At 55.1% G+C, this 23,732-nt stretch carries 20 protein-coding genes, 1 tRNA gene and 6 pseudogenes; 15 read left to right on the forward strand and 12 right to left on the reverse strand.

Annotation, left to right across the window (positions count from 1 at the left end; translation table 11 throughout):
- Positions 1 to 284 precede the first annotated feature (284 nt).
- The 3 genes and pseudogenes from LOY56_RS08215 to LOY56_RS08225 all read left to right on the forward strand — a co-directional run bounded on the left by LOY56_RS08215 (position 285) and on the right by LOY56_RS08225 (position 5,996).
- Complete coding sequence (locus LOY56_RS08215) at positions 285 to 4,952, forward strand: RHS repeat protein (RefSeq protein ID WP_258620970.1); 4,668 nt, start codon at positions 285 to 287, stop codon at positions 4,950 to 4,952.
- Positions 4,945 to 5,319, forward strand: coding sequence for a hypothetical protein (locus LOY56_RS08220; RefSeq protein WP_258620972.1), 375 nt, complete (start codon positions 4,945 to 4,947; stop codon positions 5,317 to 5,319). Before LOY56_RS08215 ends, LOY56_RS08220 begins: the two co-directional genes overlap by 8 nt.
- Before the next feature lie 345 nt (positions 5,320 to 5,664).
- Positions 5,665 to 5,996 (forward strand): annotated as a pseudogene (locus tag LOY56_RS08225) (hypothetical protein).
- A 146-nt stretch (positions 5,997 to 6,142) separates the two neighbouring features.
- Here the strand turns inward: LOY56_RS08225 and LOY56_RS08230 are convergent.
- Positions 6,143 to 7,171: pseudogene (locus LOY56_RS08230) on the reverse strand (MFS transporter); the annotation flags it as partial.
- Positions 7,138 to 7,814 (reverse strand): annotated as a pseudogene (locus LOY56_RS08235) (HlyD family secretion protein). The pseudogenes LOY56_RS08235 and LOY56_RS08230, both read right to left, overlap by 34 nt.
- On the opposite strand from LOY56_RS08235, the pseudogene LOY56_RS08240 reads away from it, so the two are divergent.
- Positions 7,797 to 8,112 (forward strand): annotated as a pseudogene (locus tag LOY56_RS08240) (TonB-dependent siderophore receptor); the annotation flags it as partial. The pseudogenes LOY56_RS08235 and LOY56_RS08240 sit on opposite strands and share 18 nt — an antisense overlap.
- A 68-nt stretch (positions 8,113 to 8,180) precedes the next feature.
- Here LOY56_RS08240 and LOY56_RS08245 read toward each other — a convergent pair.
- Positions 8,181 to 9,332, reverse strand: a complete 1,152-nt coding sequence (locus LOY56_RS08245; RefSeq protein WP_258620974.1) for an MFS transporter — start codon at positions 9,330 to 9,332, stop codon at positions 8,181 to 8,183.
- A gap of 169 nt (positions 9,333 to 9,501) precedes the next feature.
- On the opposite strand from LOY56_RS08245, the gene LOY56_RS08250 reads away from it, so the two are divergent.
- Positions 9,502 to 10,494 carry a diaminopimelate epimerase gene (locus tag LOY56_RS08250; protein WP_258620976.1) on the forward strand — a complete coding sequence of 331 codons (993 nt, stop codon included), beginning with the start codon at positions 9,502 to 9,504 and terminating at the stop codon, positions 10,492 to 10,494.
- 163 nt (positions 10,495 to 10,657) lie between these two features.
- Here the strand turns inward: LOY56_RS08250 and LOY56_RS08255 are convergent, their stop codons facing one another.
- The 3 genes from LOY56_RS08255 to LOY56_RS08265 all read right to left on the reverse strand — a co-directional run bounded on the left by LOY56_RS08255 (position 10,658) and on the right by LOY56_RS08265 (position 13,834).
- Positions 10,658 to 11,809, reverse strand: coding sequence for a M14-type cytosolic carboxypeptidase (locus tag LOY56_RS08255; RefSeq protein ID WP_258620978.1), 1,152 nt, complete (start codon positions 11,807 to 11,809; stop codon positions 10,658 to 10,660).
- Between the two features lie 399 nt (positions 11,810 to 12,208).
- Positions 12,209 to 12,931, reverse strand: a complete 723-nt coding sequence (locus LOY56_RS08260) for a 1-acylglycerol-3-phosphate O-acyltransferase (protein WP_258620979.1) — start codon at positions 12,929 to 12,931, stop codon at positions 12,209 to 12,211.
- Positions 12,932 to 13,144: 213 nt separating this feature from the next.
- The gene (locus tag LOY56_RS08265; protein WP_258620980.1) at positions 13,145 to 13,834 is read right to left on the reverse strand and encodes a crotonase/enoyl-CoA hydratase family protein; all 690 of its coding nucleotides are present in this window, start codon (positions 13,832 to 13,834) and stop codon (positions 13,145 to 13,147) included.
- Positions 13,835 to 14,142: 308 nt separating this feature from the next.
- On the opposite strand from LOY56_RS08265, the gene LOY56_RS08270 reads away from it, so the two are divergent.
- From LOY56_RS08270 to LOY56_RS08280, 3 genes are all read left to right on the forward strand, one after another.
- Positions 14,143 to 14,232 (forward strand) — tRNA-Ser (locus LOY56_RS08270).
- 268 nt (positions 14,233 to 14,500) lie between these two features.
- Positions 14,501 to 15,478 (forward strand): hypothetical protein, encoded by a 978-nt coding sequence (locus tag LOY56_RS08275; protein ID WP_258620981.1) that lies wholly within the window; start codon positions 14,501 to 14,503, stop codon positions 15,476 to 15,478.
- Between the two features lie 196 nt (positions 15,479 to 15,674).
- A complete protein-coding gene (locus LOY56_RS08280; protein WP_258620982.1) occupies positions 15,675 to 15,893 on the forward strand; it encodes a hypothetical protein in 219 nt (72 codons plus the stop codon).
- Positions 15,894 to 16,197: 304 nt separating this feature from the next.
- Here the strand turns inward: LOY56_RS08280 and LOY56_RS08285 are convergent.
- Positions 16,198 to 16,440: pseudogene (locus LOY56_RS08285) on the reverse strand (site-specific integrase); the annotation flags it as partial.
- Between the two features lie 223 nt (positions 16,441 to 16,663).
- On the opposite strand from LOY56_RS08285, the gene LOY56_RS08290 reads away from it, so the two are divergent.
- The 7 genes from LOY56_RS08290 (at position 16,664) to LOY56_RS08320 (ending at position 19,816) form a co-directional block, all read left to right on the forward strand.
- Complete coding sequence (locus tag LOY56_RS08290) at positions 16,664 to 16,984, forward strand: YbjQ family protein (RefSeq protein ID WP_038979872.1); 321 nt, start codon at positions 16,664 to 16,666, stop codon at positions 16,982 to 16,984.
- A 220-nt stretch (positions 16,985 to 17,204) separates the two neighbouring features.
- Positions 17,205 to 17,399 (forward strand): hypothetical protein, encoded by a 195-nt coding sequence (locus LOY56_RS08295; RefSeq protein ID WP_258620983.1) that lies wholly within the window; start codon positions 17,205 to 17,207, stop codon positions 17,397 to 17,399.
- Positions 17,400 to 17,740: 341 nt separating this feature from the next.
- A complete protein-coding gene (locus LOY56_RS08300; RefSeq protein ID WP_038979874.1) occupies positions 17,741 to 18,106 on the forward strand; it encodes a glycine zipper domain-containing protein in 366 nt (121 codons plus the stop codon).
- A gap of 186 nt (positions 18,107 to 18,292) precedes the next feature.
- Positions 18,293 to 18,718, forward strand: coding sequence for a glycine zipper domain-containing protein (locus tag LOY56_RS08305; protein WP_258620984.1), 426 nt, complete (start codon positions 18,293 to 18,295; stop codon positions 18,716 to 18,718).
- A gap of 128 nt (positions 18,719 to 18,846) precedes the next feature.
- The gene (locus tag LOY56_RS08310; protein WP_258620985.1) at positions 18,847 to 19,017 is read left to right on the forward strand and encodes a hypothetical protein; all 171 of its coding nucleotides are present in this window, start codon (positions 18,847 to 18,849) and stop codon (positions 19,015 to 19,017) included.
- Between the two features lie 107 nt (positions 19,018 to 19,124).
- A complete protein-coding gene (locus tag LOY56_RS08315; RefSeq protein ID WP_258620986.1) occupies positions 19,125 to 19,349 on the forward strand; it encodes a hypothetical protein in 225 nt (74 codons plus the stop codon).
- 101 nt (positions 19,350 to 19,450) lie between these two features.
- Positions 19,451 to 19,816: a hypothetical protein gene (locus LOY56_RS08320; RefSeq protein ID WP_258620987.1), complete on the forward strand. Its 366-nt coding sequence runs from the start codon at positions 19,451 to 19,453 to the stop codon at positions 19,814 to 19,816.
- A gap of 118 nt (positions 19,817 to 19,934) precedes the next feature.
- Here the strand turns inward: LOY56_RS08320 and LOY56_RS08325 are convergent, their stop codons facing one another.
- The 5 genes and pseudogenes from LOY56_RS08325 to LOY56_RS08345 form a co-directional block, all read right to left on the reverse strand.
- Positions 19,935 to 21,185, reverse strand: coding sequence for an IS256 family transposase (locus LOY56_RS08325; RefSeq protein WP_258615961.1), 1,251 nt, complete (start codon positions 21,183 to 21,185; stop codon positions 19,935 to 19,937).
- 739 nt (positions 21,186 to 21,924) lie between these two features.
- Positions 21,925 to 22,328, reverse strand: a pseudogene (locus LOY56_RS26970) (hypothetical protein).
- 132 nt (positions 22,329 to 22,460) lie between these two features.
- Complete coding sequence (locus tag LOY56_RS08335; RefSeq protein WP_258620989.1) at positions 22,461 to 22,856, reverse strand: hypothetical protein; 396 nt, start codon at positions 22,854 to 22,856, stop codon at positions 22,461 to 22,463.
- Positions 22,857 to 22,866: 10 nt separating this feature from the next.
- Positions 22,867 to 23,016 (reverse strand): hypothetical protein, encoded by a 150-nt coding sequence (locus LOY56_RS08340; protein ID WP_258620990.1) that lies wholly within the window; start codon positions 23,014 to 23,016, stop codon positions 22,867 to 22,869.
- Positions 23,017 to 23,330: 314 nt separating this feature from the next.
- On the reverse strand, positions 23,331 to 23,729 hold the full coding sequence (locus LOY56_RS08345; protein WP_258620991.1) for a hypothetical protein: 399 nt from the start codon (positions 23,727 to 23,729) through the stop codon (positions 23,331 to 23,333).
- Between the last annotated feature and the right edge of the window lie 3 nt (positions 23,730 to 23,732).

Raw genomic sequence — 23,732 nt, forward strand, 5'->3', positions numbered from 1 at the left:
TCTAATGCCAGTCAGGTTAAGAGCGATCCGACTTGCTCGCGAAAGCGGTGCGTCAGGCAACATCAATGCTGACTGTGCTGGCGTCTTCACGCGAGCAAGCCTGCTTGTGTCTTGCGCGTTATTGACTCGCTGTTAATCAGCGAATCCTCCTACATCCATTTCCACCTTTCCCGACTTCTTTCCTGATCGATCCCCCGCACAGTCCCCGCGCCTAATTTTCTGCGCGAGGGATTGCTCATGCCTGACCCGATTTTTCACTCCACTTCATGCCGCTCGGTGCGTTGATGGAGCACATCGCCCGCATCGAGCAGGAACTCGACAGCTTCCCGCACACCCTCTCGCTCTATCGCGAACAGCTCAATCACTGGCTCAGCCAGGCCGCCGACCAGGCCAGCCATGTGGCGGATCTGCCTTCGCTGATGGGCATGGAGCGGATCATCAGCTTCGGCAATGCCAGCACCGTCGTGAGCAGTGGCGACGACGACTTTATCTCCACTGTCGTCCAGTGCCCGAAAGGCGGGATTCTGGAAATCGAGAGCAAGTTCGAATCGGTTTATGACATTCCGTTGGGGAACATTCAGGTCGATGTGATTGCCAGGGATGGCGGTCAGTCGACGCCGGTGACGCTCGATGAAAACGGCAAAGGGCAGTTCGAAGGCTTACCCGGCAAGTTCTACCGTGTTCATGTCCAGGGTGAAGTTACTCCGAAGCAAGTCGGTGACCTTTTTGATTCCTACAAAGGCCTGACCAACGAACTGGAGGGCTGGCTACGCAAGGAGTGGGAAGGCTTTAAACCGCAATGGTCGCAATCGACTTTTGCAGCCGCTGGTAACGGCATGCTGGCGGGCAGTTGGGCGGCGGTCATCGGTGTTTGGGACAGCCTCAGCCTGCTCTCGGACATTCTTCAGGATCCCCGCAAGTTCGTTGAACGGCTGGGCAGCGGCGCCGATGAGTTGGCCAAGCTTGCGCAGACAGCGCCGGAGGTCATGGCCAAAGTCCAACTGCTGGCCAGTGACGAAGCGGCGCTCTGTTTACTGTTGCGTACTGCGACTCTCTGGCTGGAAATGCTCCCGCCCAGCGAGATCGCCGGCAACGCGGCAGAGACGGCCAGCTACGTCATTGTCTCGGTGCTGATCGACATTCTGATTGCTTCAGCGCTGGCTTTCACGCGAGTCGGTATACCCGCCGCCAAAGCCTATCTAACAGCTCGCGGGCTCAAATACGGGATGGGGCTGGCCAGTCTCGCGATGCGTTTCGTCGAGGCGACTTTCAATATCCTCAGCGCCTTCATGAAGTACGTCGACCAGTACAAAGCCGTCGCCGTACGCGGTGTGGCAGCGGGTCTGAAAAAAGGTCGGATGCAACTGCGCTGGGATGCCAAACGCAACACCACGCTCAAGCAAAACGAACACCACGACGACTCCCCCGATCAAGCAAAAAACCCCAATGGCGACAGCGCCACTTGCGTGCCGTCCACCTGCAAGAACGGCTGCCCGGTGTCGATGGTCACCGGCGAAGAACTGCTGACCCTCACCGACGGTTCGCTGGACGGCATCCTGCCGTTCGACTTCACCCGGCTCTACCGCACTAGCGCCGTTGAGATCGACTGTGGCCTCGGTTTTGGCTGGAGCCATTCGCTCGCTCATCGACTGGCGATGGAGGGCGATCAGGTCATCTGGATCGACCACGAAAACCGTCGCACCACGTTCCCGCTGCCGAACCACGAACGCCCGGCGATCCACAACAGTCTGTCACGCGCGGCGATTTATCTCGGCGCTGAGCCCGAAGAACTGATCCTGGCCCAGGCTGGCGACGACGCGCGTTTCTACCACTTTCATAACGGTCGGCTGACGGCGATCAGCGACGCCTACAACAACCGCCTGCGCATCACCCGCGACCGCCAGCAGCGCATTCAGCGCCTCGACAACGGCGCCGGCCGCGCCTTGCTGTTGCGCTATGAGCGCGCCCATCTGATCGCCGTCGACTACCAGCGTTTCGTTCCAGCGCAGACCCTCGCCGAGGCCTGGCACACCGAGCAGACGCTGGTCAGTTACCGCTACGACGAACGCGATCAACTGATCGAAGCGAGCAACGCCGCCGGCGAGAGCGAGCGTTACGACTACGACAATCAGCACGTGATTCTGCAGCGGCAACTGGCCGGTGGCGCGAGTTTCTTCTGGGCGTGGGAACGCTCCGGCAAGGCGGCGCGCTGCATCCGGCATTGGGCGTCGTTTGCACAGATGGATGCGTGCTATGTCTGGGACGATCAGGGCAGCGTTACCGTCCACAACGTCGACGGCAGCCAAGAAGTTTACGTCCACGACGACCGGGCGCGGCTGGTGCGCAAGGTCGAGCTGGATGGCGGCGAACAGCTCAAGGCCTATGACGAAAACGGCCGGCTGATTGCCGAGCAGGATCCGCTCGGGGCCGTCACCGAATACCGTTACGACGACGTCGGACGGTTGGTGGCGCTGATTCCACCCGAAGACGAGCCGACGGCCTACGAGTATCGCAACGGTTTCCTGCATGCACGCTATCGCGGTAAAGCGGTGTGGAAGTATCAGCGCAATGCCCAGGGCGATGTCACTGAAGCCACCGATCCCGATGGTCAGATCACCCATTATCACTACGACCCTCAGGGGCGCTTGCTGTCGATCCGTTACCCGGACACCAGTCGGCATGTGTTCGTCTGGAATGCCTTGGGGCAGTTGCTTGAAGAGACCTTGCCGGACGGTGGGCAGCGCAAGTTTTCCTACGATGCGCTGGGGCGGCAGACGACCCGTCAGGACGAACACGGTGCCTTCACCCAGTACCAATGGGATGCCGTCGGCCGACTGATCCAGACGACTTTGCCTACCGGTGCCACTCGTGCCTTCAGCTACAACGCCTACGGCAAGATCACCGCTGAACGTGATGAGCTCGGCCGCGTCACCCGCTACGAATACGTCGACGATCTGCATCTGGTCAGCCGCCGGATCAACCCTGATGGCACCCAGCTCCAGTATCGCTACGACAACGCGCAGCTGTTGCTCACGGAAATCGAAAACGAATCCGGCGAAAAATATCAGCTGGATTACACGCCCAACGGCCTGATCCGACAGGAAACCGGTTTCGACGGCCTCCGTACCGCTTACAGCTACGACCTGAATGGGCACCTGCTGGAGAAAACCGAGTTCGGCGCTGACGGTTCGCAGCTGATCACCGCTTACGAGCGAGATTCGGCCGGCCGGTTGCTGACCAAGACCCTGCCCGACGGCATCCAGGTCGAATACCGCTATAACTCGCTGGGCCGACTGACCAGCGTCGACGATGGCCACGATCATCCGCTGGAATTCGAGTACGACCAGCAGGACCGCCTGATCACCGAGCATCAGGGTTGGGGCACCTTGCGATATGCCTATGACGCCTGCGGCCAGCTCAACCGCCTGCGCCTGCCAGACGGCAGCAAACTCGATTACCACCATGCCAAGGGCGGCGCGCTCACGGCCATCGACCTCAACGGCGCGCGGCTTACCACTCACCAATTTGCCTTCGGCCGCGAACAAAACCGTCAGCAAGGCCTGTTGCTCAGTGAATATGCCTACGACGACCAGGGCCGTCTGAAAGCCCATGCTGTCAGCCAACAGCAACAACCGCTGTATCGCCGCGACTATGCCTACAGCGCCAACGGCAATCTCGACCACATCGCCGACACTCGCCACGGCCAACGCAATTACACCTACGACCCGCTCAACCGCCTGACCCGCGTTCGCCACACCCGCGACGCCCCACCAGAAACCTTCGCCCACGACCCGGCTGGCAACCTGCTGATGCAGGACCGCCCCGGCGCCGCGAAAGTGCGGGGTAATCGCCTGCTCATGCAAGGCGACCGCCACTACGACTACGACGACTTCGGCAACCTGATCCGCGAACGTCGCGGCACCGCGCAGAAACTCGTCACCGAATACCGCTACGACTGCCAGCACCGCCTGATCGGCGTCACCACCCCGGACGGTCGTTGTTCAAGCTACCGCTACGACGCCTTCGGCCGTCGCATCGCCAAAACCGTCGATGGCAAAACCACCGAGTTCTTCTGGCAGGGCGACCACCTCGTCGCTGAAAGCAGCAAGGAGCATTACCGCAGCTACGTCTATGAGCCGGGCAGCTTCCGCCCGCTGGCCATGCTCGACGGCAAAGGCCCGAAAAAAGCCTGCCCGTTTTACTACCAACTCGATCACCTCGGTACGCCGCAGGAACTGACGGATTACGGTGGCGACATCATCTGGTCGGCGAAGTACAACGCCTACGGCAAGGTCACTAGCCTTAAACGCGGAGCGGGTGAGCAGCTCGACCAGCCGCTGCGTTTCCAGGGTCAATACTTCGACGCCGAGAGCGGCCTGCACTACAACCGGCATCGCTACTACAATCCGGATATTGGTCGGTATCTGACGCCGGACCCGATCAAGTTGGCGGGTGGGTTAAACGGGTACCAGTACACCCCGAATCCGACGGGGTGGGTTGATCCGTTGGGGTTGAGCGGGAATTGTCCGCCGCCGAATAAGCCGGGGTGCTCGGCACCGGATGATGTGGCCGGGACTAAGGTTGATGAGGGTGAACCCAAGGTTTCAAAGCCGAAATCGCGTCCTCAAGGTTTCGGTAGTGAAGAGCTGCTTATTGGGCATTATAAAAAACATGGTGTCGAATTCGGGGCTATGAGCAAAGAAGAGTACTTACAAATAGCTCGATACGTTGTGAATAAAGGCACCCGCGTGGAATATGAGTATAAGGGTGAAATTCGGGCAGGGTATTTACAGTTGATGGGTAATAATCGAAGAGGTGAAGCCAAATTTGCATTCGTCGGTACGAACAATAGCCTGGAGATTACGACGTTGCATACAAAAAGCGGAAAAGACTTCTGGAGGGCAATAAACGGTGATGCGCGAGATAAAATTGTGAGACCTGCTAATGACTAAAAAATACGAGGCGCTAGTGGTCGAAATTGACGAAGTCATCGAGGAAGCGGTTGTATTGCTTGTCAACGGCGTGATTGTTAAATGCTTTGCGAGCTACTGTCCTTTTAAGATCGAATTGGGGAAACAATATGAAGTGGAATTCGATCTGGTTTTGCCTGATTGTGATTTTGTTGTCGTGGCACAAGAAACGAGTACGCTAGTCGAGATGATTGGAGACGGTTTTTCATGCGCTCTTTACGGATATTTGGATGGAAGTGTTTTCCGATCTTTTGTTGACTTCGCGGATCAAGAGATCCACTACGAATACCCTCACCTCAATGAGCAGTATGTAAAAATCACGGTAGATCGAATTGACGTATCCTTCTGATGGATGCGGAGGAATTTCCGGGCGACATCGTCGGAAGTTTCCTTCAACTCGTAGCGGTTTCCATGAACTGGTGTGAAATGTTTTCCAACGATAGTCTCTGGCGGTCACTGAAAATTCAGTGGCAGGGTGTAGGAACCCTTCAAGACTAGAGAGGACTCTTTGGCGTCGACACCTGAATTGCGGCCATCAACGTGCGTCCGTAAGATCAGTTGCGGCGGCTGTGCGCGGGCACGCTTCAGTGTGGTCGAGTTTGCTCTGGTCTCGATATTCCTACCCCGCGTATAGCTGCCACCCAAGCCTGTAGGAAGGCCGATGGTAGCGCCCATTACTACCAGAGGTTTCAATATGAAAAATCTTCACCCCGATCCACCCTACGAAAAACCAATTCCCCACCCCAAAAACCGCTTCATGGCGCTCACCAGTAATTGCACCGATATGCCCACCCTATTCGTCGATACCCACGCGCCGCTCGATATCTTGACCGACGCCGCCAGCTATCGAATTCGTGCCGTAACGCAGTGCTCGAAAACATGTCCATGTCCATGCGCGGCTCGGTCGAGTGCGACTCGATCATCCTCAGCGACTTCGCTTTGCTTTGCGCCATTCCTCTAAGGGACGGGTGCGATGTGCTGGATGTGATTGGGCGGCGGTTGAGGGCGCAGTCAGCAACGGATTAGTTTCAGAAATTTCGGGTGTCTGATCCGGCGTCTTCGCGGGCAAGCCTCGCTCTTACAGGTTTTGTGTCGTGTGTAATGATTGCGAACGACGCAAGACCCTGTAGGAGAACCAGGCTTGCCGCTTCGCGACTCAACGGGGGCAAGCCTCAATGCGCATCCGCACTCGGCGCCGCCGGTGGTTGCACCTTGCGCATCAAGGGCACCATCGCCGTGGCGAGGATGAAGCAGACCATGATCATCAAAAACGCGTCGCCGTAGGTTTGCGTCTGCGCTTCGCGGTAGGTCAGCAGCCATAGCTGACGCAGGCTGGCGGTGATGCCGACGTCACTGCTTTGGCCGAGGGCGGCGAAGTTATTGCCGACCTGGGACAGCCACTGATTGAGTGCTTCGTTGGTGCTGTTGAGGTTCTCCGCCAACCTTGTGAAGTGCAGGTTGGTGCGGTCATTGAGGATGGTCGCGCACGCGGCGATGCCCATCGCGCCACCGAGGTTGCGCATCAGGTTGAACAATCCCGACGCGTGTTTGAGCCGTGCCGGTGCCAACCCGCCGAGAGTGAGGGTCACTGCGGGTGGCACCGCCAGTTGTTGAGCAATCCCGCGCAAAGCCTGCGGCAACATCAACTCTTTGGCCCCCCAGTCGTGGGTGATCGGGCTGAAATCCCACATCGACAAGGCGAACAGCCCAAGGCCGGTCATCATGATCCAGCGCAGGTCAATGCGGTTGGCCAGAAAGGCGTACAGCGGAATCGCCAGAATCTGGAACACCCCGGTGGAAAAAACCGCCAGGCCAATGTCCAGCGCGCTGTAGCCGCGCACTCGGCCGAGAAACAGTGGCGTCAGGTAAATCGTCGCGAACAGGCCGATCCCCGTGACGAAGGAAAAGAAACAGCCGAGGGCGAAGTTGCGGTCTTTCAAGGCACGCAGATCGACGATTGGATTGGCCACGTGAAGGGTGCGACCAATGAAAGCCAGTCCAGCCAGGCCGCTGAACCAGGCGGTGGTCAGAATCGTGCTGTCGCTGAACCAGTTGAAGCGCGGGCCTTCTTCGAGGGTGTATTCCAGGCAACCGAGAAACACCGCCATGAGCAGCATGCTCAGGTAATCGGCGCCCTTGAGCAGGGACAGTTCCGGCTGGTCGATGTTCACCAGCATCGGCACCGCCACCGCGACGAAAAGTTGGCCACGGTCGCAGATTCAGCTTCAGGTTCGGCGCAGGTGTCCACTTCGGCAGTCACCGACAAACCGGGGCGCAGATGACCGAGCACGCCGTCAGCGGGATCGAGCAGGATTCGCACCGGTACCCGCTGAACGATTTTGGTGAAGTTGCCGGTGGCGTTTTCCGGTGGCAGCACGCTGAACTGCGAACCACTGGCCGGCGCGCGTTTTCGGCGCCCGCGGCATCGATGCCGGCGCGGGCCTGGCCGATCACCGCGTGTTGCAGTTGTTCGGTAGCGTCGAGGTTGGCGAGCAAGGCTTCTTCGGCAGTCACTGCACCTTCGGCCTTGGCCAGGTTGGCGCGGTAGTCACGGGCGTCGAGGCGGATCAGCACATCGCCGGCTTTGACCTTCTGGTTGTCGGTGTCCAGCACCTCTTCGATATACCCCGCAACCTTCGGCCCGATCACCGTGACGTCGCCACCGATATAGGCATCGTCGGTTTCTTCAATGAAACGCCCGGCGGTCCACCAATGGGTCGCGTACAGACCGATACACGCCAAGGCCGCGATGGCCGCCGTCAGCAAGAGCAGCCTTTTAAGCAGGGGAGGCCTGGAAGTGTTCACCGCGACTGTAAGGTCGGGTTCAAGACCTACAACCTCGATGCCTTTGCTCAGTCCAAACAGCGCTCGCCGGGCACCGCGGTGAACGCCGATGGCAGTTTCAGTGGCAACTACATCACCGAAGGCAGCGCGGACGGCCAGTACGGCGATCCCGGGTTACGTCACCTGGAACGTGCGTGGCGGGTATGACTTTGGCTCGCAATTGTCGAACCTGAAAGTTGGGGCGGGGGTAAAGAACATATTCGACAAGCAGTACTTCACCCATTCCAGCGATAACAATTCGGGGATGGACGTCGGGACGCCGCGTACGTTCTTCGTACAGGCCTGCGTCGGGTTCTGATCGATCGAAGTGGATTCATTCGCGGGCAAGTCGGATCGCCGTACCGTTCCGACTTGCCCGCGATACTTTTAAACTTTCAACACCTTCCCGCCAATCGCCACCGCCACCAGCAGCACCGCCATCAACCCAAAGGCAAAACTCAAGCTGCTGCCATGGGCGATAAAGCCGATCACCGCAGGCCCGGCGAGAATCCCTGCATAACCCAGAGTGGTAATGGCCGGCACGGCAATGCTTTGCGGCATAACGGTCTGTTTGCCCACGGCGGTATAGAGCACCGGGACAATGTTCGAGCAGCCAGTGCCCAGCAGCGCATACCCCACCAGTGCCGCTTCCCAGCTCGGTGCAAATGTCGCCAGTGCCAAGCCCGCCGCAGCCGTCGATCCACCGAATACAATCACTCGTGTCGCACCGAGACGCCGGACAATGGCATCGCCGGTCAAACGCCCGACGGTCATGGTCAGCGCAAACGCCGCATAACCCAACCCTGCATACGCTGTGTCGATCCCACGCTCCTGCGCCAGGAACACCGCGCTCCAGTCGAGTGCTGCGCCTTCGGAGAGGAACACGATGAAACACATTCCGCCGATAAACAGCACGATGCCATGGGGCACGGCAAACGCCGGGCCGGAGCTTTCACTGCCATAGGGCAACAGGTGCGGCGCCGCTTTAAGCAACGCCACGATCAGCAACACAATCACCACCAGCGTCGCACCCAGCGGTGAAGCGCCCAGGCCGAGCAGGGCGCTGACACCTGCCGCGCCGACAATTCCGCCCAGGCTGAACAACCCATGGAAACCCGACATCATGGTCTTGCCGCTGGCCCGCTCGACGATCACCGCTTGCAGGTTCACCGTCGAATCCACCGTGCCCAGGCCCGCGCCGAACATGAATAATGCGACGATCAGCGCTGGAATCGACGACACCGTCGCCAACAGAGGCAGAGCCGCACAGATCAACAAAGTCCCGCCGCTCAACATGCGTCGGCAACCGAAACGCGCAGCCAGCATCCCGGCCATCGGCATCGCCAGAATCGAGCCCACCCCCAGGCACAACAGCAACAGCCCGAGGGTGCCTTCATCCAGCCCGGCCCGCGCCTTGGCGTACGGCACCAGCGGCGCCCAGGCCGCGATGCCGAACCCGGCGATGAAAAAGGCGATGCGTGTGGACATCTGTTCCAGACGTCCGGGGACGAATGAGGCTTCGGTGTTGAGGTTGGTCATTATCAATCCTTGGCAAAAAGCGTCGCGTTTCCAAGGGGCAGTGAGCAACCACAAAGGGTTCGATCATCTTGCCCGGATGGGGTCGCAGTCAGGCAGGATGACATCCTTGCACAGCCAGCCGCTGTTTCGCGATATCGTCGACGCATCAATTGTTCATACAGGGGGCGCCATGACGCGTTTGTACGATGCTCGAGGCAATATCTATGCGGTCGTGGCGCCTGACGCCCTGCGCCGCAACGCTATCGATATACCTGAACAGGCCTGCCGTGCCGCGCAAACCCGTGAGGCCTGGGCGTTGTCGGCTATCGAGGCATTGTGCGCTTGGGCCCCCGGTACACAGCCGCCCGGCAGCAAGGCGCATCGTTGCGACGGTCTGCTGGTGGGGCCGTTTCAATCGTCGCCACCCTTTGACCTGCTGATCGTCAACACCGACGGCACGCTGGCCGAGCGCAGTGGCAATGGCCTGACGATTTTTTCCCAGGCCCTCGGTGAACAAGGGTTGATGCCGACGGAAGAGGCCTGTCTGCTTCGGGTTCATCACGACAAAAGCGATGCGATTTCGCCGGTGAAGACTTCTGTGAAACCCGCTGAAATCGATGGCATGCAAGGGTTCTGGCTGGACCTGGGACAGCCATCATTCGGACCTGGAGCGGTGGGCGCGCAAGGGGTTGAACCCATGACATTGAAGGGGCGCGAAGTCAGTCATGTGCGGCCGTTGTCGGCGATCGACCCAGCCTGGAGTCGCAGCCAGTTCGTGCGTATCGGTAATCCCCACTGTGTGACGTTGGTGACAGCCGCCGATGCGTTGCCAAGTAATGCACAGATGCGCGAATCGGCGTTAGCCGAAGGATTGACCCGCATCGCCTATGCCATGCCGACTGGGGCAGGGCAGCCGTGTGTGGCAGGGGTGAACCTGCAATGGGCGATGCTTGAATCCGAGGGGCGAGTTGTTACGCGAGTGTTCGAACGCGGCGAAGGGCCGACCGCCTCGTCGGGTACCAGCGCCAGTGCGGTGGCGTGTGCGGCGTGGCGAATAGGGTGGGTGGCAGCGGGGGAAGTAAAGGTGGTCATGCCTGGCGGCACGGCGCCGATTTTGCTGGAAGAACGGGACGGCGAGTTGAGTCGGGTCCGGTTGTTTGGTACGGCGCGACGGATGGGTTGAATTTTAAAGGGGCGTCGCGAACCGGCGACGAGGGTGCGCCGGGATGACGTGCTGGGCAGCATGATGCGGGACAGGGGCCGCGGGTGATCCCGGCAGCTCAACGCTGCGGATGTACGCGATCAATGAGCTGCCGCAGGCTGCGATTTTTTGATCTCAAGGACAATCAGCGCAGGCTATCGACCATGTCGGCGATGGTCGTCAGCACGTCCTTGCCCAACTGCTTCGAGCGCTTGCCGGACCAGCCGGTCAGCGGGTTCGGTGCGTCGTTATTATCCTTGAAAGGCATTTCCAGGGTCAGTGACAGGCAGTCGAACTTCTGACCAACGCTGTTGCAGGCCAGGGTCATGTTGGCTTTGCCGGGCAAGTCGCGGGTGTAGCCGTGTTTGGTCTGGAAATCCCTGGTTTGATGTTTCAGATGACTACGGAAATGCTCTTCGAGCTTTTCGATCCGTGGCGTATAGCCCGGATTGCCTTCGCAACCGGCGGTGAACACGTAGGGGATTTCTTCATCGCCATGGATGTCGAGGAACAGGTCGACGCCATACTTTTCCATCTGCTGCTGAACGAAGAGCACTTCCGGGCTGATTTCCTGACTGGCGTTCTGCCAGGCGCGGTTCAGGTCCTGGCCCATGGCGTTGGTGCGCAAATGGCCGTGGAAGGCGCCATCCGGGTTCATGTTCGGCACCAGATACAGGTCAGCACTGGCCAGGAGTTTTTTCAGCACGGGGTCGTCGTATTTTTCCAGGCGCTCGATCACGCCTTCCATGAACCATTCGGCCATGTGTTCGCCGGGGTGTTGCTGGGCGATGATCCAGACCTTGCGCTGACCTTCGGCACCTGAACCTTTACGCAACAACTGGATGTCGCGACCTTCAACGCTCTTGCCGGTGGCCAGCAGTTCGGTGCCGGCTTTGGTCAGTGCCTGTTCGATCAGCCAGTCATGCCGGCCACGGCTGTAGGGTTCGAAATAAGCAAACCAGGCATGGGTGGCCGTGGCTTCGAGGCTGAAACGCAGGCAGTCGCCTTCGAAAATGGTCGGCACCCGGAACCAGTTGACGTGGTCATAGGACGCCACCGCCTGATAGCCATCCCAAGCTCTGTTGTACGAGGATTTACTGGCGTTGTTCAGACGAAACCAATGATCTTGACCGACGTGCAGACCGCTGGCCTTGAAGTGGAACCACTGGAAGTGCTGGCTGCGGGTGTCTGGCTTGATCGCCAGCAGCGCTTGCAGCGGATTGCTGATGTCCAGCACTTCTATATTGCCGCTGTCGAAGTTTGCGCTGATGTCGAAAGAGGATTTAGCCACGGCCATAATCGATTCCAGAAAATGATTTTTATGGCTGCTACTTTACAGCGAGGGGGGAATAAATCGGGAGGAAATTACGCGAGTAGAAAAGGGGGGGGCGTCCTCCTTGACGCCGAAGCAGCTTAGAGACTGGGCGATTGATTCTCAAGTGCTATTTTTTTTAGTTTGGGCCAATGCTGGCGGGCTTTTTTTTGCAATAGATATTCTTTTCATATCATCCGCGCCAATCGATTAGCCTGAAGTCAAAGCCAGCATAACTGGCAAAAAAAAACCGTGCAGAGTAATGCCAGTCAGTTAAGAGATAGAACAAGCGATGAGTAACCTGTGGCGAGGGAGCAAGCTCCCTCGCCACAGGTTCAGTAGCACGCTTAACTGACTGGCATTACCCGCGCAGGGCGGGTTTTTTCAGGGGGCTTGCAGTTGCTGGTCCATTGAATCAATGCACTCGCGCATCTGCTCGCGGCACTGGGCGATCAGCATCGGCATGTCATCCAGACTCAATCCAGCTGTCGGTATCGCCGGCAGCGAACGGATCAGAATCTTCCTACTGCGCCAGCGGTTCAATCGCATATGTTTGACGTAACTGCTGACACATACCGGAACAATCGGCACACCCGCCGCAATCGCCATCTGAAACGCACCTTTTTTGAACGGCAACAGGGCTTCGCCCAGGTTGCGCGTGCCTTCCGGGAAGACCCAGATCGAGGTGTCTTCATGCTGCAAGGTGTGAGTAGTGGTCAGCATCGACTGGCGTGCCTTATGCGCATTGCCGCGGTCAATCAGCACATTGCCGGCCAGCCAGAACAACTGCCCGAACAGCGGCACCCACTTGAGGCTTTTCTTACCGATGCACACGGTGCGGCGGGGTACTACGTTGCCGAATACAAACAGATCGTAGTTGGACTGATGGTTGGCAATGATCACGCAACTGTCAGGCTTATCCATCAACGGCCCGACGTCGGCTTTCACCCGCAAACGCAAAATGCACATCGCCGGCCACGCGTATAGACGTGCGCATAAACGGCTGTTGTCCGGATTAAACGGTCGGCACAGACCCAGAATCACCCCAAGCATACCGGCCAGAATAAAGTGCAAACCCATCAATAACATACGAAACACAAACAGCATTTACAGGGCCCACCGGGATAAAAGGTGGCGCAGTGTACGGATGTGCACTGTTTTCGGCAATTGCCGCTATAGAAGTGGGAGATAGCCGATATTTGAGTGCATATTTCAGACTTATGGGTCAGATGCGGTCTAGAGCGGTTGTAAGTTTTTAAACCAAAACGCAAGAAAAAGCCCGACACGACGGTCGGGCTTTTCGGTGCGACACGTTCGGGCTTAACCCATATGCTCCTGATCCAGGATGATCGCGTTGTCCAGCGTCTCCAGCAGCGCTTTGCGTACTTTCAGCTTGGTGTTCTTGTGGGCGATCATGTTGAGCTTCTTCAACTGACGAGCCGCCGCCAGCGCCGCACCTTGCAGCTCTTCGGCCGATACCACCAGATCAAGGAAGCCGGCATCCACAGCACTCTGAGGATTGAACATCTCGGCATTGATCACCGCACGATGAAACGCCGACTTGCGCAGACGATCACGCGCCAGCTCGATACCGGCGTGGTGCATGGTCATGCCGATCTGCACTTCATTCAGACCAATGCTGAACGGGCCATCGACACCAATGCGGTAGTCAGCCGACAACAGAATAAACGCACCCTTGGCCACCGCATGCCCAGGACACGCGACGACGACCGGAAACGGGTGCGACAGCAGGCGACGAGCCAGGGTCGAACCGGCAGCCACCAGTGCTCTGGCCTCGTTAGGGCCGGCTGTCATCACCTTCAAATCATATCCACCCGAAAAAATCCCCGGCTGACTGGTAATGATCACCACCGCCCGATCCGCCACCGCCCGATCCAGCGCGGCATTAAACGCAACAATCACGTCCGGCGAGATGGCATTGACCTTGCCATTGCTCAAGGTCAGGGTCGCGATACCGTCTTCGAGATGGTAGGAAATCAACTCACTCATGACGCCAATCCTTCTAATAAAGTAGGGCAGACGTTACTCACCGCTATAGGCCAGGTAAAGCGCCGTGACTGACTCGCCAGTCACCCTTTCTCTACCCACCAGGCATAGTCAGCCACGTCCGCCGCGCTTTGGCTTCTATATAGAAGGGAAGGCGAAGCCGGAGATTGGCAGGTTTGCCATGCCCTTGAGCGGCACGAAAGGGTTAACGGAGTTAACCGCATGAAAATTCTGAAAAAAATGTTTGCCATCAGAAAAGCTTTCGACTACATTAGCGCGCCTCGACAGACTGAATATGTTTGAAGAGATACGGTGAAGTGTCCGAGTGGCTTAAGGAGCACGCCTGGAAAGTGTGTATACAGGAAACTGTATCGAGAGTTCGAATCTCTCCTTCACCGCCACATTCAGTAAACGCAAACCCCTGATTTTCCTAGAGAAAGTCGGGGGTTTGTGGTTTTTGGCGTCTGAAAAATACCCATATGGGACAGATCTGGGACAGATGCCCTGTTCCGGTGCGAAGGTTGGTGAGTGAGCGGTGGACGCAATCTCGACCGGTCGCCGACAAAAAGGGTGCCTGCTTTTGTGGTAGCTGAGGACGCGAACGCCCACTGCTACTAAGCTGTCGTTCTAGATCTATGACGCAGCAGTACTCTTTTACAGGAGCAACTCGTGAATACAAAACAGAACTGGGTGGCTACATATGGACATGCGGAGATTAATGGAAGCGAAATCACTCATGTTCCTACTAAACCGTTGTTCAGTGAGCCGGTTACAGCTACAAGCACCGACCAAAAAGTTTTTTCTCCTCACACAATTCTTCGCTCAAATATCGAATTTGAGCAAGGCAGCATCTCATGGGAAGTTTTTCTTGAAGGTGGCGCCGGTACATGTGTAATTCTTCTTCCAGCAGACCCTTCTTCACCCCAATCTTCTGGCACGGTAGCCAATCCAACTGAGCTAACTACTGATTTCGAGCTGGCTCTCGGAGTTAACTGCCTTGGCGCGCCGTATGGTATCGCGGCACTTAGAAACTTTAACTGGGAGCCGGTTCTCGGAGCTGGACATGGTTCAGCCGTACCAGTCCATAAATGGGTCGGTATGAGTGTGCGCGCTGTTGGATCATCTATAGACCTGTACGTAGATAATGTTCGAGTCCTTACCGTTACGCGTACACTCAAGCGCGGTCAGATTGGGCTTTTCATGCAGGGCGATGTGCGCGTCAAGTTTCGGAACCTAAAAATTGACTCACAACAGCCTCTCTGCTTCGTCGTTATGCAGTTCTCAGCTGATTTCAATATCTTGTATAGCGACGTTATAAAGCCTCTTTGTGAGGAGTATGGCTACAACGTTGTCCGTGGAGACGACTTTCATACGTCGGGTCAGATCTTGGAAGATATAACTCAGTCAATCCGTACTGCGGCACTTATAATTGCCGATGTCACTCCTGACAATCCAAATGTATTCTATGAAGTAGGTTACGCCCACGGTTTAGGCAAGGCCACAATTCTCCTAAGCGATCGATCTCGCGAAAGGCTGCCATTCGACATTTCCGGCTTCCGCACTCTTTTTTACGACAACACCATCGGTGGCAAAGCAATAGTGGAACAAAGACTTAGGCAGCATTTAGACGCTCTTCGCGCACGATGAACCGCGCCTTTGACTGTTCCTTGCCTCAGGTTAAGGGCTGTTTATGATTTCCGCGTTCAGCCAAAAGCAACCTAATTTCAACGCACGTTCAGTAGCGCTTACAGGTTTATAAAAACATCATCTGAAATTAGGCGCCCGGCCATAACCGAAAGCCAGATGAGCTTGGCTTTCTGAATCACTCTTCAAGGACGACTCCATGCCCGATAACTCGCATTCCAACGTTCCCACGGCCGATGCTCTGACACTGCTTCTGCACAACCAGCATGCCCTCGGTGCGGCGATCGAAGAGATCACCCACTGGATCTCAGGATCTGGCGCAGACAATGTTGCCGATAACGCCGTTGCGGCTTTGGAAACGCTGGACAGAAATGCGCAAGCGATCACCGACGCGATCATTCGACTCAGAAATTCATAAATGGCCCACCGATAGACAGAACGCGTGATATGTTGAAAAGGCCCCCGCACTTGCCAAGAGTGTGGGGGCCTTTTCTTTGGGCCATGAAAACCATCACCCCCTAGACTGGCATACCAACCCCCCGGCACTCTAGTTTTACGGACGGACCGCCACTTATTTGAAAAGGAATCCCCTTCATGTCGACCCCCCTGATGACGACCTTTCCCCGGACCTGATCCCGACTGCCAAAACACTGGCGATTGGGGCCTGTCGATTCATGGGGAGTTTTCGCCAGTATCTCAACCTCTACAGCTTCAATGCCAATTTGCAACATGCCCACCACGTCCGGTCCGTCCTCGTTGATCCACGTCCCGTAATGCTGACGGATCATGCTCCCATTGGTATGCCCCATCTGTTCCGCTATCCAGTCGATCGATGTCACGCCGGTGGTCAGCAACTGACTTGCGTACGTGTACCGGCACTGGCCGGGCCCACGATAGCGAACCCCGGCCGCCAGCAAGTGCGCCTTAAAGAATCTGTCCCGTACCACGAAGTCGTTGAAATGCGGGGTTCATATGGAGATCAGTCAAACTGATCGCTGAGCAGCGCAAGCTGAACGCCGAGGCCGGTAAGTTGACCCGCGAGATTTTTTGGTATCCAGTGGCGGTTGCTATTGGGCTGATGGGGACGGTCGCTTTACTGCGCTGTTGATCAAGCTGCTCTAATACTTCAGGCACTGTCGCAATGCGCAACGAACGTGCAATTGGTAGCTGATTGAAAAAGGAAATCTCATGATCACCACCACAACCCACACCATCGAAGGACGGCAAATCACTGCTTACCTGGATATCGTCAGCGCCGAGTCGGTGCAGGGCGTTAACGTGATTCGCGATCTGTTCGCTGGCATGCGGGACTTTTTCGGCGGGCGTTCTCAGACTCTGGAGCGGGCATTGAAGGATGCGCGTATTCAAGCCACCGACGAGATCAAGGAGCGGGCGCGGGCGCTTCAAGCGGATGCGGTGGTGGGGCTCGATTATGAGATCAGCATGCCGTCCGGCAAGGGTGGGATGGTGGTGGTGTTTGTGACCGGGACGGCGGTCAAACTGCGGTAAGTGGGGTGAAAAAATCTTGAGGGCGTTGTGCCAAGAGCCTGCTCGTTTTGTTTATTCGTCATTTGATTTTGTAGGAAGCAGCGTTGGCCATTCGTCGGCACGTAACAATATGAATCACAAGTCCTGGAATGACCGGCTAGTCTCAAAATCCTGAGTGGTCGATATTTTCCAGGCAAAAAGGGCTTGCCGGTATCGACCCCGTTTTGAGAGGAGCGAAGCTATGGCTGAGCCGTATATCGAAGACGATGGGGCAGAGTTTCCGATCAATAATTGCGTGCAGTGCGGTCAGACGGACTATGTGCCGAGCTTTGGTGAAGACCGTATCAAAATCAACAAAATCAAATCTACAGTGCCTCGAACTCGAGGGCCGAAATCGAAATTCATGCCTAAGCTGGGTGTAGCTTCCAGGAAGTAAACAGTGATTCGTAAGAGCCCCCGCTATTGAGCGGGGTTTCTTGTTTTTGAAGGGTAGAAAGAGTGGCTTGATGGCAATGCAGAGAAATGTCCTACAGTCTTGTAGTTTTTTCACAAACTTTTCACACCTGCCTACGTAGTCTCAGCTCATCCGTTAGAAAGCAGTACCCTGGCCCGTCTCCCCAGCGGGCTTTTTTTTGCCTGTCATAAAACCTTTTCCATAAATGCTGTCCAACCGTCGCCAATGACGAGGTTGTTCCGTGTTTGTGTCCGGACTTTGCCTCCTCTAAAGCATTCAAATCTCCGGCCTTTCGGTATCCCCCCTTTTTTGAGGTTCTCGTTATGCGTTTGACACTGCCCGCTCTGGTTCTGGGCCTTTTGGTTGCTCAAGGTGCGATGGCTGCTGGTGATGGCACTGCCGCGCTGGGTGGTGGTCTGGGTGGCGCGCTGGGTAATGTGGTTGGCCAGAAAATGGGCGGCAGCACAGGTGCAGCGATTGGTGCTGGCGTAGCGGGCGCAGCCGGCAGTGCTGTTGCAGCACGCAAAGGCAGCCGTACCAAAGCGGCCATCGGCGGCGGTGTCGGCGCGGCGGGCGGTTCGGTGATCGGCAACAGCCTGGGCGGCAAGACGGGTTCCACCATCGGCGCCGGTCTGGGTGGTGCATTGGGCGGCGGCGTGGGCAGCAATCTGTCCAAAAAGCGCCACTGATCCTGAATGATCCGCTGAAAAAGCCCGGCTCGATGCCGGGCTTTTTCGTTTTGGAACGATTCTCCCGTATATGGCTCAAATCTCTTACAGTCGGTATCTGATTTGCTGTTCAACAGACGCAGATGCCAGGCTGAGGCCTATCCGCGGCACGTTCTTCCCCCGATGCGGAAATTAGAGGTTCATATCATGCGTTTGACATTGTCCACGGTGGTTTTAGGACTTTTGGTCGCTCAGGGTGCAATGGCTGCCGGTGACGGCACTGCTGCAGTGGGCGGTGGTCTTGGCGGCGCGTTGGGTAACGTGGTCGGCGGTCAACTAGGCGGCAGCACGGGAGCAGCGGTTGGCGCTGGCGTCGGCGGCGCAGCAGGCAGCGCGGTCGGTGCGCGCAAGGGCAGCCGAACAGAAGCGGCCGTTGGCGGCGGTATCGGCGCGGCGGGCGGCTCGGTGATTGGCAATAGTTTGGGCGGCTCCACCGGTTCAACCATTGGCGCTGGCGTGGGCGGTGCAGCCGGCGGCGCGGTGGGCAGCAACCTGGGTAATGACAGCGACAGCTCGCATTCCGGTGGCGGCAAATACAAACACAAGCATAAAAATAAATACAAGCATCGCTAACTCAATATCGAGTGACAGTAGAAACCCGGCCCAGCGCCGGGTTTTTCGTTTCTGTCAGTAGGACTCAGGAACGTTTGCCCGTAGGACGCCTCGAACGTCATACACCCCTGAACGTCGCGAGGCATGTCATGACTCCGGAAACCGAAGACATGGAAGATGAAGGTCCGATCAACGATCCTGGCAACGAAGATCCGGGGTCTCTGATGGACGACGCTACGGTGCCACTCAACGATGCCGATGATGCAGGCGACGTGGGCAACCGCGAGTATGACGAGTACGATGAAGAAGACGACGAGTGAACATGCTTGCGGTCGGGCCGACCGATCGTCTCTCTGATCGAACCGCGTCTATCGTGTTGTCCTCGAAATGTCAGGATCTGCTTTTCAGGTCCATTGAGAGGTGCGTTATGAACGCTGATCCAAAAGACTCCGACATCGACGACGATACCCCCGAATACCCGCTGCCTTCACCCACCGACTCCCTGAGTCGCGATCAGCGCCCGCCCGACGATGACGACACCGGCGTGGAGCAGGTGCCCACCGATACCGATGATGTGAAGCGCGGGGATATAGAAGCCAATCCCGATGACCCGGACATTGCCGGTGATGATCTATCGGGAGAACCGAGCTGAAACCTGCGCAGCGATCCATCGCCGCTCGTCGATTGCGCGGCACCTTTAAAAAGCGACCGCTGCCAGACATCAGGTAAAGCACTCTTAAAAGGAGGTGCGCCATGATCAGGTCAAAACTGACGACCCTGACGTTGGTCGGCCTATTGTCGATCAGTTCATTGGCGGCGCTTGCTCAGTCTTCTGGCCGCGATGCGCCGGTCGACAAGGGCGGGATGCCACCCTACTCGGAAATGAATGCGGGCTCCTCGGACGTGAAGGTGCCGCCACCGGACACTATTGGTGGTGGGAATGGCAGCGATGCCAATGGAAGCAGCACCAGCCCGGGGAAGGGAAGTGGCTCGATGAGCGATGGAAGTTCGATGGGGAGTGGTTCTGGAAGTGGGTCTGGAGAGTCAGGTGATTTTGAAATTGATGAGAGCGGTGATGGAGCGGGAAGTGGAGGAGAAATCGGGGGTTCTGGCGGTTAAGTCAGTGTATTTATTGTAGAACTGAGCCCAGCGTTGAGCTGGGCTTGTTGTTCAGTGGCAATAGACGGTTTCGCGATCTGTTGGGGGTGTACGGGATTCTGTGTAAACGGCGTTGCTGTTAATCCTGCAAAAGCCGGTCTTCGAACTGGATACTGAACCGGTTCAAGGCCCCCGCCCAGTCCCTGATTGGCATTGTCCACTTCTTGCTGATGTTATTCAGCGCCAGATAAAAGAGCTTCATAACCGCGTCATCAGTCGGGAATGAGGCTCTGCTTTTGGTGACCTTGCGCAAGCTCATGTTGATCGACTCGATGGCGTTGGTGGTATAGATCACCGTCCGTATCTCAGGTGGATAATCGAATAGAGGTATGACCCTCGCCCAGTTTTTGCGCCATGACTGGCTGATCAGAGGGTATCGATCATCCCATTTGGCCTCGAAATCGGTCAGCTTTTGCTCGGCCATTTCAACCGTCGTCGAGCGGTAAATAAGCTTGAGGTCGGCAGCGGCTTCGCGTTGATGCTTCCACGATACGAACTTCAAGCTGTTGCGCACCATATGCACGATGCACAGTTGAACCGAGGCTTGCGGATAGACCACTTCGATCGCCTCAGGAAAGCCCTTGAGCCCATCCACGCAGGCGATAAAGATGTCTTTTACCCCGCGTGTTTTAAGCTCTGTGACTACTTGCAGCCAGAATTTGGCACCTTCAGTCTGTGCGATCCACAATCCTAGAACTTCTTTTCGACCGTCCATATTGACGCCAATGGCCAAGTAAACCGCCTTGGTTCTGACCGCGCCACTGTCGCGCACTTTGACGTGAATGCAATCGAGGTAGAGGATCGGATAGAGCTCGTCCAGAGGACGCGATTGCCAGACTTTGACCTCTTCGCTAACGGCGTCGGTAATCGCCGAGATGAGGCTAGGAGAGACCTCTGTGCCGTACATCTCCTGCAGGTGCCCCTGAATTTCCCGAACAGTCATCCCTCGGGCGTACAGCGAAATGACCTTGTCATCGAAGCCGGTCCAACGCGTCTGGTGCTTGGAAACTAGCTGGGGCTCGAACATTCCCTGGCGATCACGGGGAATCTCCAGCGGTAGCTCGCCAAAGTCGCCCTTGAGCGTCTTACCGCTATGGCCGTTGCGAGCATTTCCTTCGGCATTGGTAACGGCTGCGCTTTTGTCATGCCCCAGGTGCTCGGTCATTTCAGCTTCCAGGGCTCGTTCGACGAGCATCTTGGTGAGCTGCTTGAGCAGGCCATTTTCGCCGATCAGATCTTCGGGTTTTCGGTAGTTGGCCAACAGGCTGTCGGCCAGCTTTACCAGTTCAGGATCGGGTTTGACTCGTTTAGTGCGCTTGGGCTCGGTCATTGAGACTCCTTGGGAAAGGCAGTGTGCGCCTAATGACCGTTTACACAAACCTCAGGACACCCTCGATCTGTTCTCGATTTGCTACTCCTCCGAGATATCTGACTCAACCCAACGCATAAAAAATTCTCTCTGGACCTCCGGATCGTTCGTAAGGTTGTTTTCCTCGTAATCAAAAATGTTTACAACGTAATTCATTGATGCATATTTACCTATTGTGAGTTCATAGGCTTTTACTCCAAGTGACATCTGCGAGGACATGCTGGAGGGATGTACGTTTATTTTTGCTCCTTTGCACAGGAAAACGATATTGCGATGTTCTTTTCTGATATGGCCGAAACAGTCGTAAAAATTCGTTCCTGAATACGTTTTGCTATATTCATCTTTCATGACGAAATTAATGGTCAGCGTTTTCGAGTTGCAGAGAAGTTTTGCGATTTGGTATTTGTCATTTCTGATTATTAAAATTTCTACGATGTTCACTTTATATTTTACGTTTGGGTTTAAAGAAGGTATTGCCTGGTGGACGAAGTTGGTGTCGATGGGTGTGACGTTGAGAACGTACTTGTGTTGGATTTGCCTTGAGTTTTTTATGCTTGACTTGGTTTTGTTTTTACGCAGTTCTCTTTGTGTAAATCTTGGGTTGTAAGGGTCGTCGACTAGAACTTGATGCGTCTACTCGATTAGCGGTTTGCGCGAGCGCATATGTTATGTCGTCGATTGTTTTATCGTATGTTTGTCTTCAGTTTTTTGCTGTAATTATCAGTGACTCGATCCAGTTTTTATAAAAGATTTCTTGTTTCTCAATGTTGCTAGTAATGTTTTCGTCTTCATAGTCGAAAATTCGTACTAAATTCTTTGCTTCGCTAGGTTTTCCAAGGTTAAGTTCGTATGCGATTAAGCCGCTAGACATTTGGGAGGACATTCGTGAGGGATGAACATTTAACTTGGCTCCTTTACACAGAAATTTTATCTCAGAGTAGTCGGCTCTTAACATGCCAAAGCATACGTAAAGGTCATAAGCTGTATAAGTTTTTGTTAACCCATTTTGCATCGTGAATGTGAGTGTCGGTTTTTTTCTGTAAAATTTGATTGTGTGGCTGTCTCTACGACTCCATGATTATTTATTAATATTTCTGCTTTCATAAGTACTTCCTGAAAGGGTTGGTGTTGAGTAGCTACCATCATAATAGGCCGCCGTGACGCCGACCATGTCGTGATTTTTTATTTTTCTTGGGAACGCTATCTGAATCTGACGCCGATGTGGCAATATTATGTTTATTCTTGTCTTAGGGACAGTAACCAATTTCTATAAAACTCGCGTTGTTCCTGTAAATTTTGTGCAATATTTTCTTCCTCATAATCGAATATATGAACTATGTCGTCAAAGGTTGCAGGCTTTCCCATTGTTAGTTCGTATGCGACGGATCCACCACTCATTTGGGAGCACATTCTTGAGGGGGTTACATTAAGTTTTGCCCCTTTGCACAGAAATTGTATCTCAGGAAATTCTTGTCGAATCTGAGCAAGGCATAAATATAGATCGTGATTTGTATAGTTCTTTCTGAATCCGCTTTTCCTTATAAAGGTCAGTGTCGACTCTTGTCGGTGAATTTCAATCGTTGCGATTTCAATGAGTTTTCCAAATTTCAGTGATATTTCTAATTGAGTCATTTTTCGAAAATCATTGTTTTTTCTTGAGTGATTCTAACCAGCGGAAGAAATAGTCTGTTTGCATCTGTGGGTCGCTAATAATGTCTTTGTCGTCAAAGTCAAAGATGTTGACAAGATCCTTTTTTGTTGCGCGGACGCCAAGTTTATGTTCGTAAGCCATGATTCCGGATGTCATTTGCGATGACATGCTAGATGGGCGCACATTTATTTTTGCACCTTTGCATAAAAATTTGATGTCGGGTAATTCTTTGATTATTTTGCCAAAAACACATCATAGATGTCCTGACCTGTGAAGTTTTTTGTCCAGCCGCTCTCCAGTGTCAAATTTATGCAAGGTGTTCGCTCGTCATAATCCAAGGTTGCTGTTTCTTGCTTGCTGTCCATCAGTATAGGTATTCTCTTAAGGGGCATTGACCATTTTCCTTTGAGGGGTTGGTATTGAGTAACCTTGGTTCTCGACCTCTTCTCGACTTGCTACTCCTCTGCAATATCTGATTCAAACCAGTGCATAAAGAAGTCTCTCTGAACCTCTGGATCGTTCGTAAGATTATTTTCTTCATAGTCAAAAATATTTACTATGTCATTCCTTGTTGCATACTTACCTAGTGTGAGTTCATATGCTTTTACTCCGAGCGACATCTGTGAGGACATGCTAGAAGGGTGTACGTTTATTTTTGCTCCTTTGCACAGGAAAACTACATTGCAGTGCTCTTTTCTGATATTGCCAAGGCACTCGTAAAAATCTGCCCCTGCATAAGTTTTGCTATATCCATCCTCCATCACAAAATTAATAGTTAGCGCTTCCGAGTCGCAGAAAAGTTTCGCGATTTGGCGCCTACCGTTTTTGATTATCACAATTTCTACGCTGTCCACTTT

Source organism: Pseudomonas sp. B21-048 (assembly GCF_024748615.1).
GTDB lineage: Bacteria > Pseudomonadota > Gammaproteobacteria > Pseudomonadales > Pseudomonadaceae > Aquipseudomonas.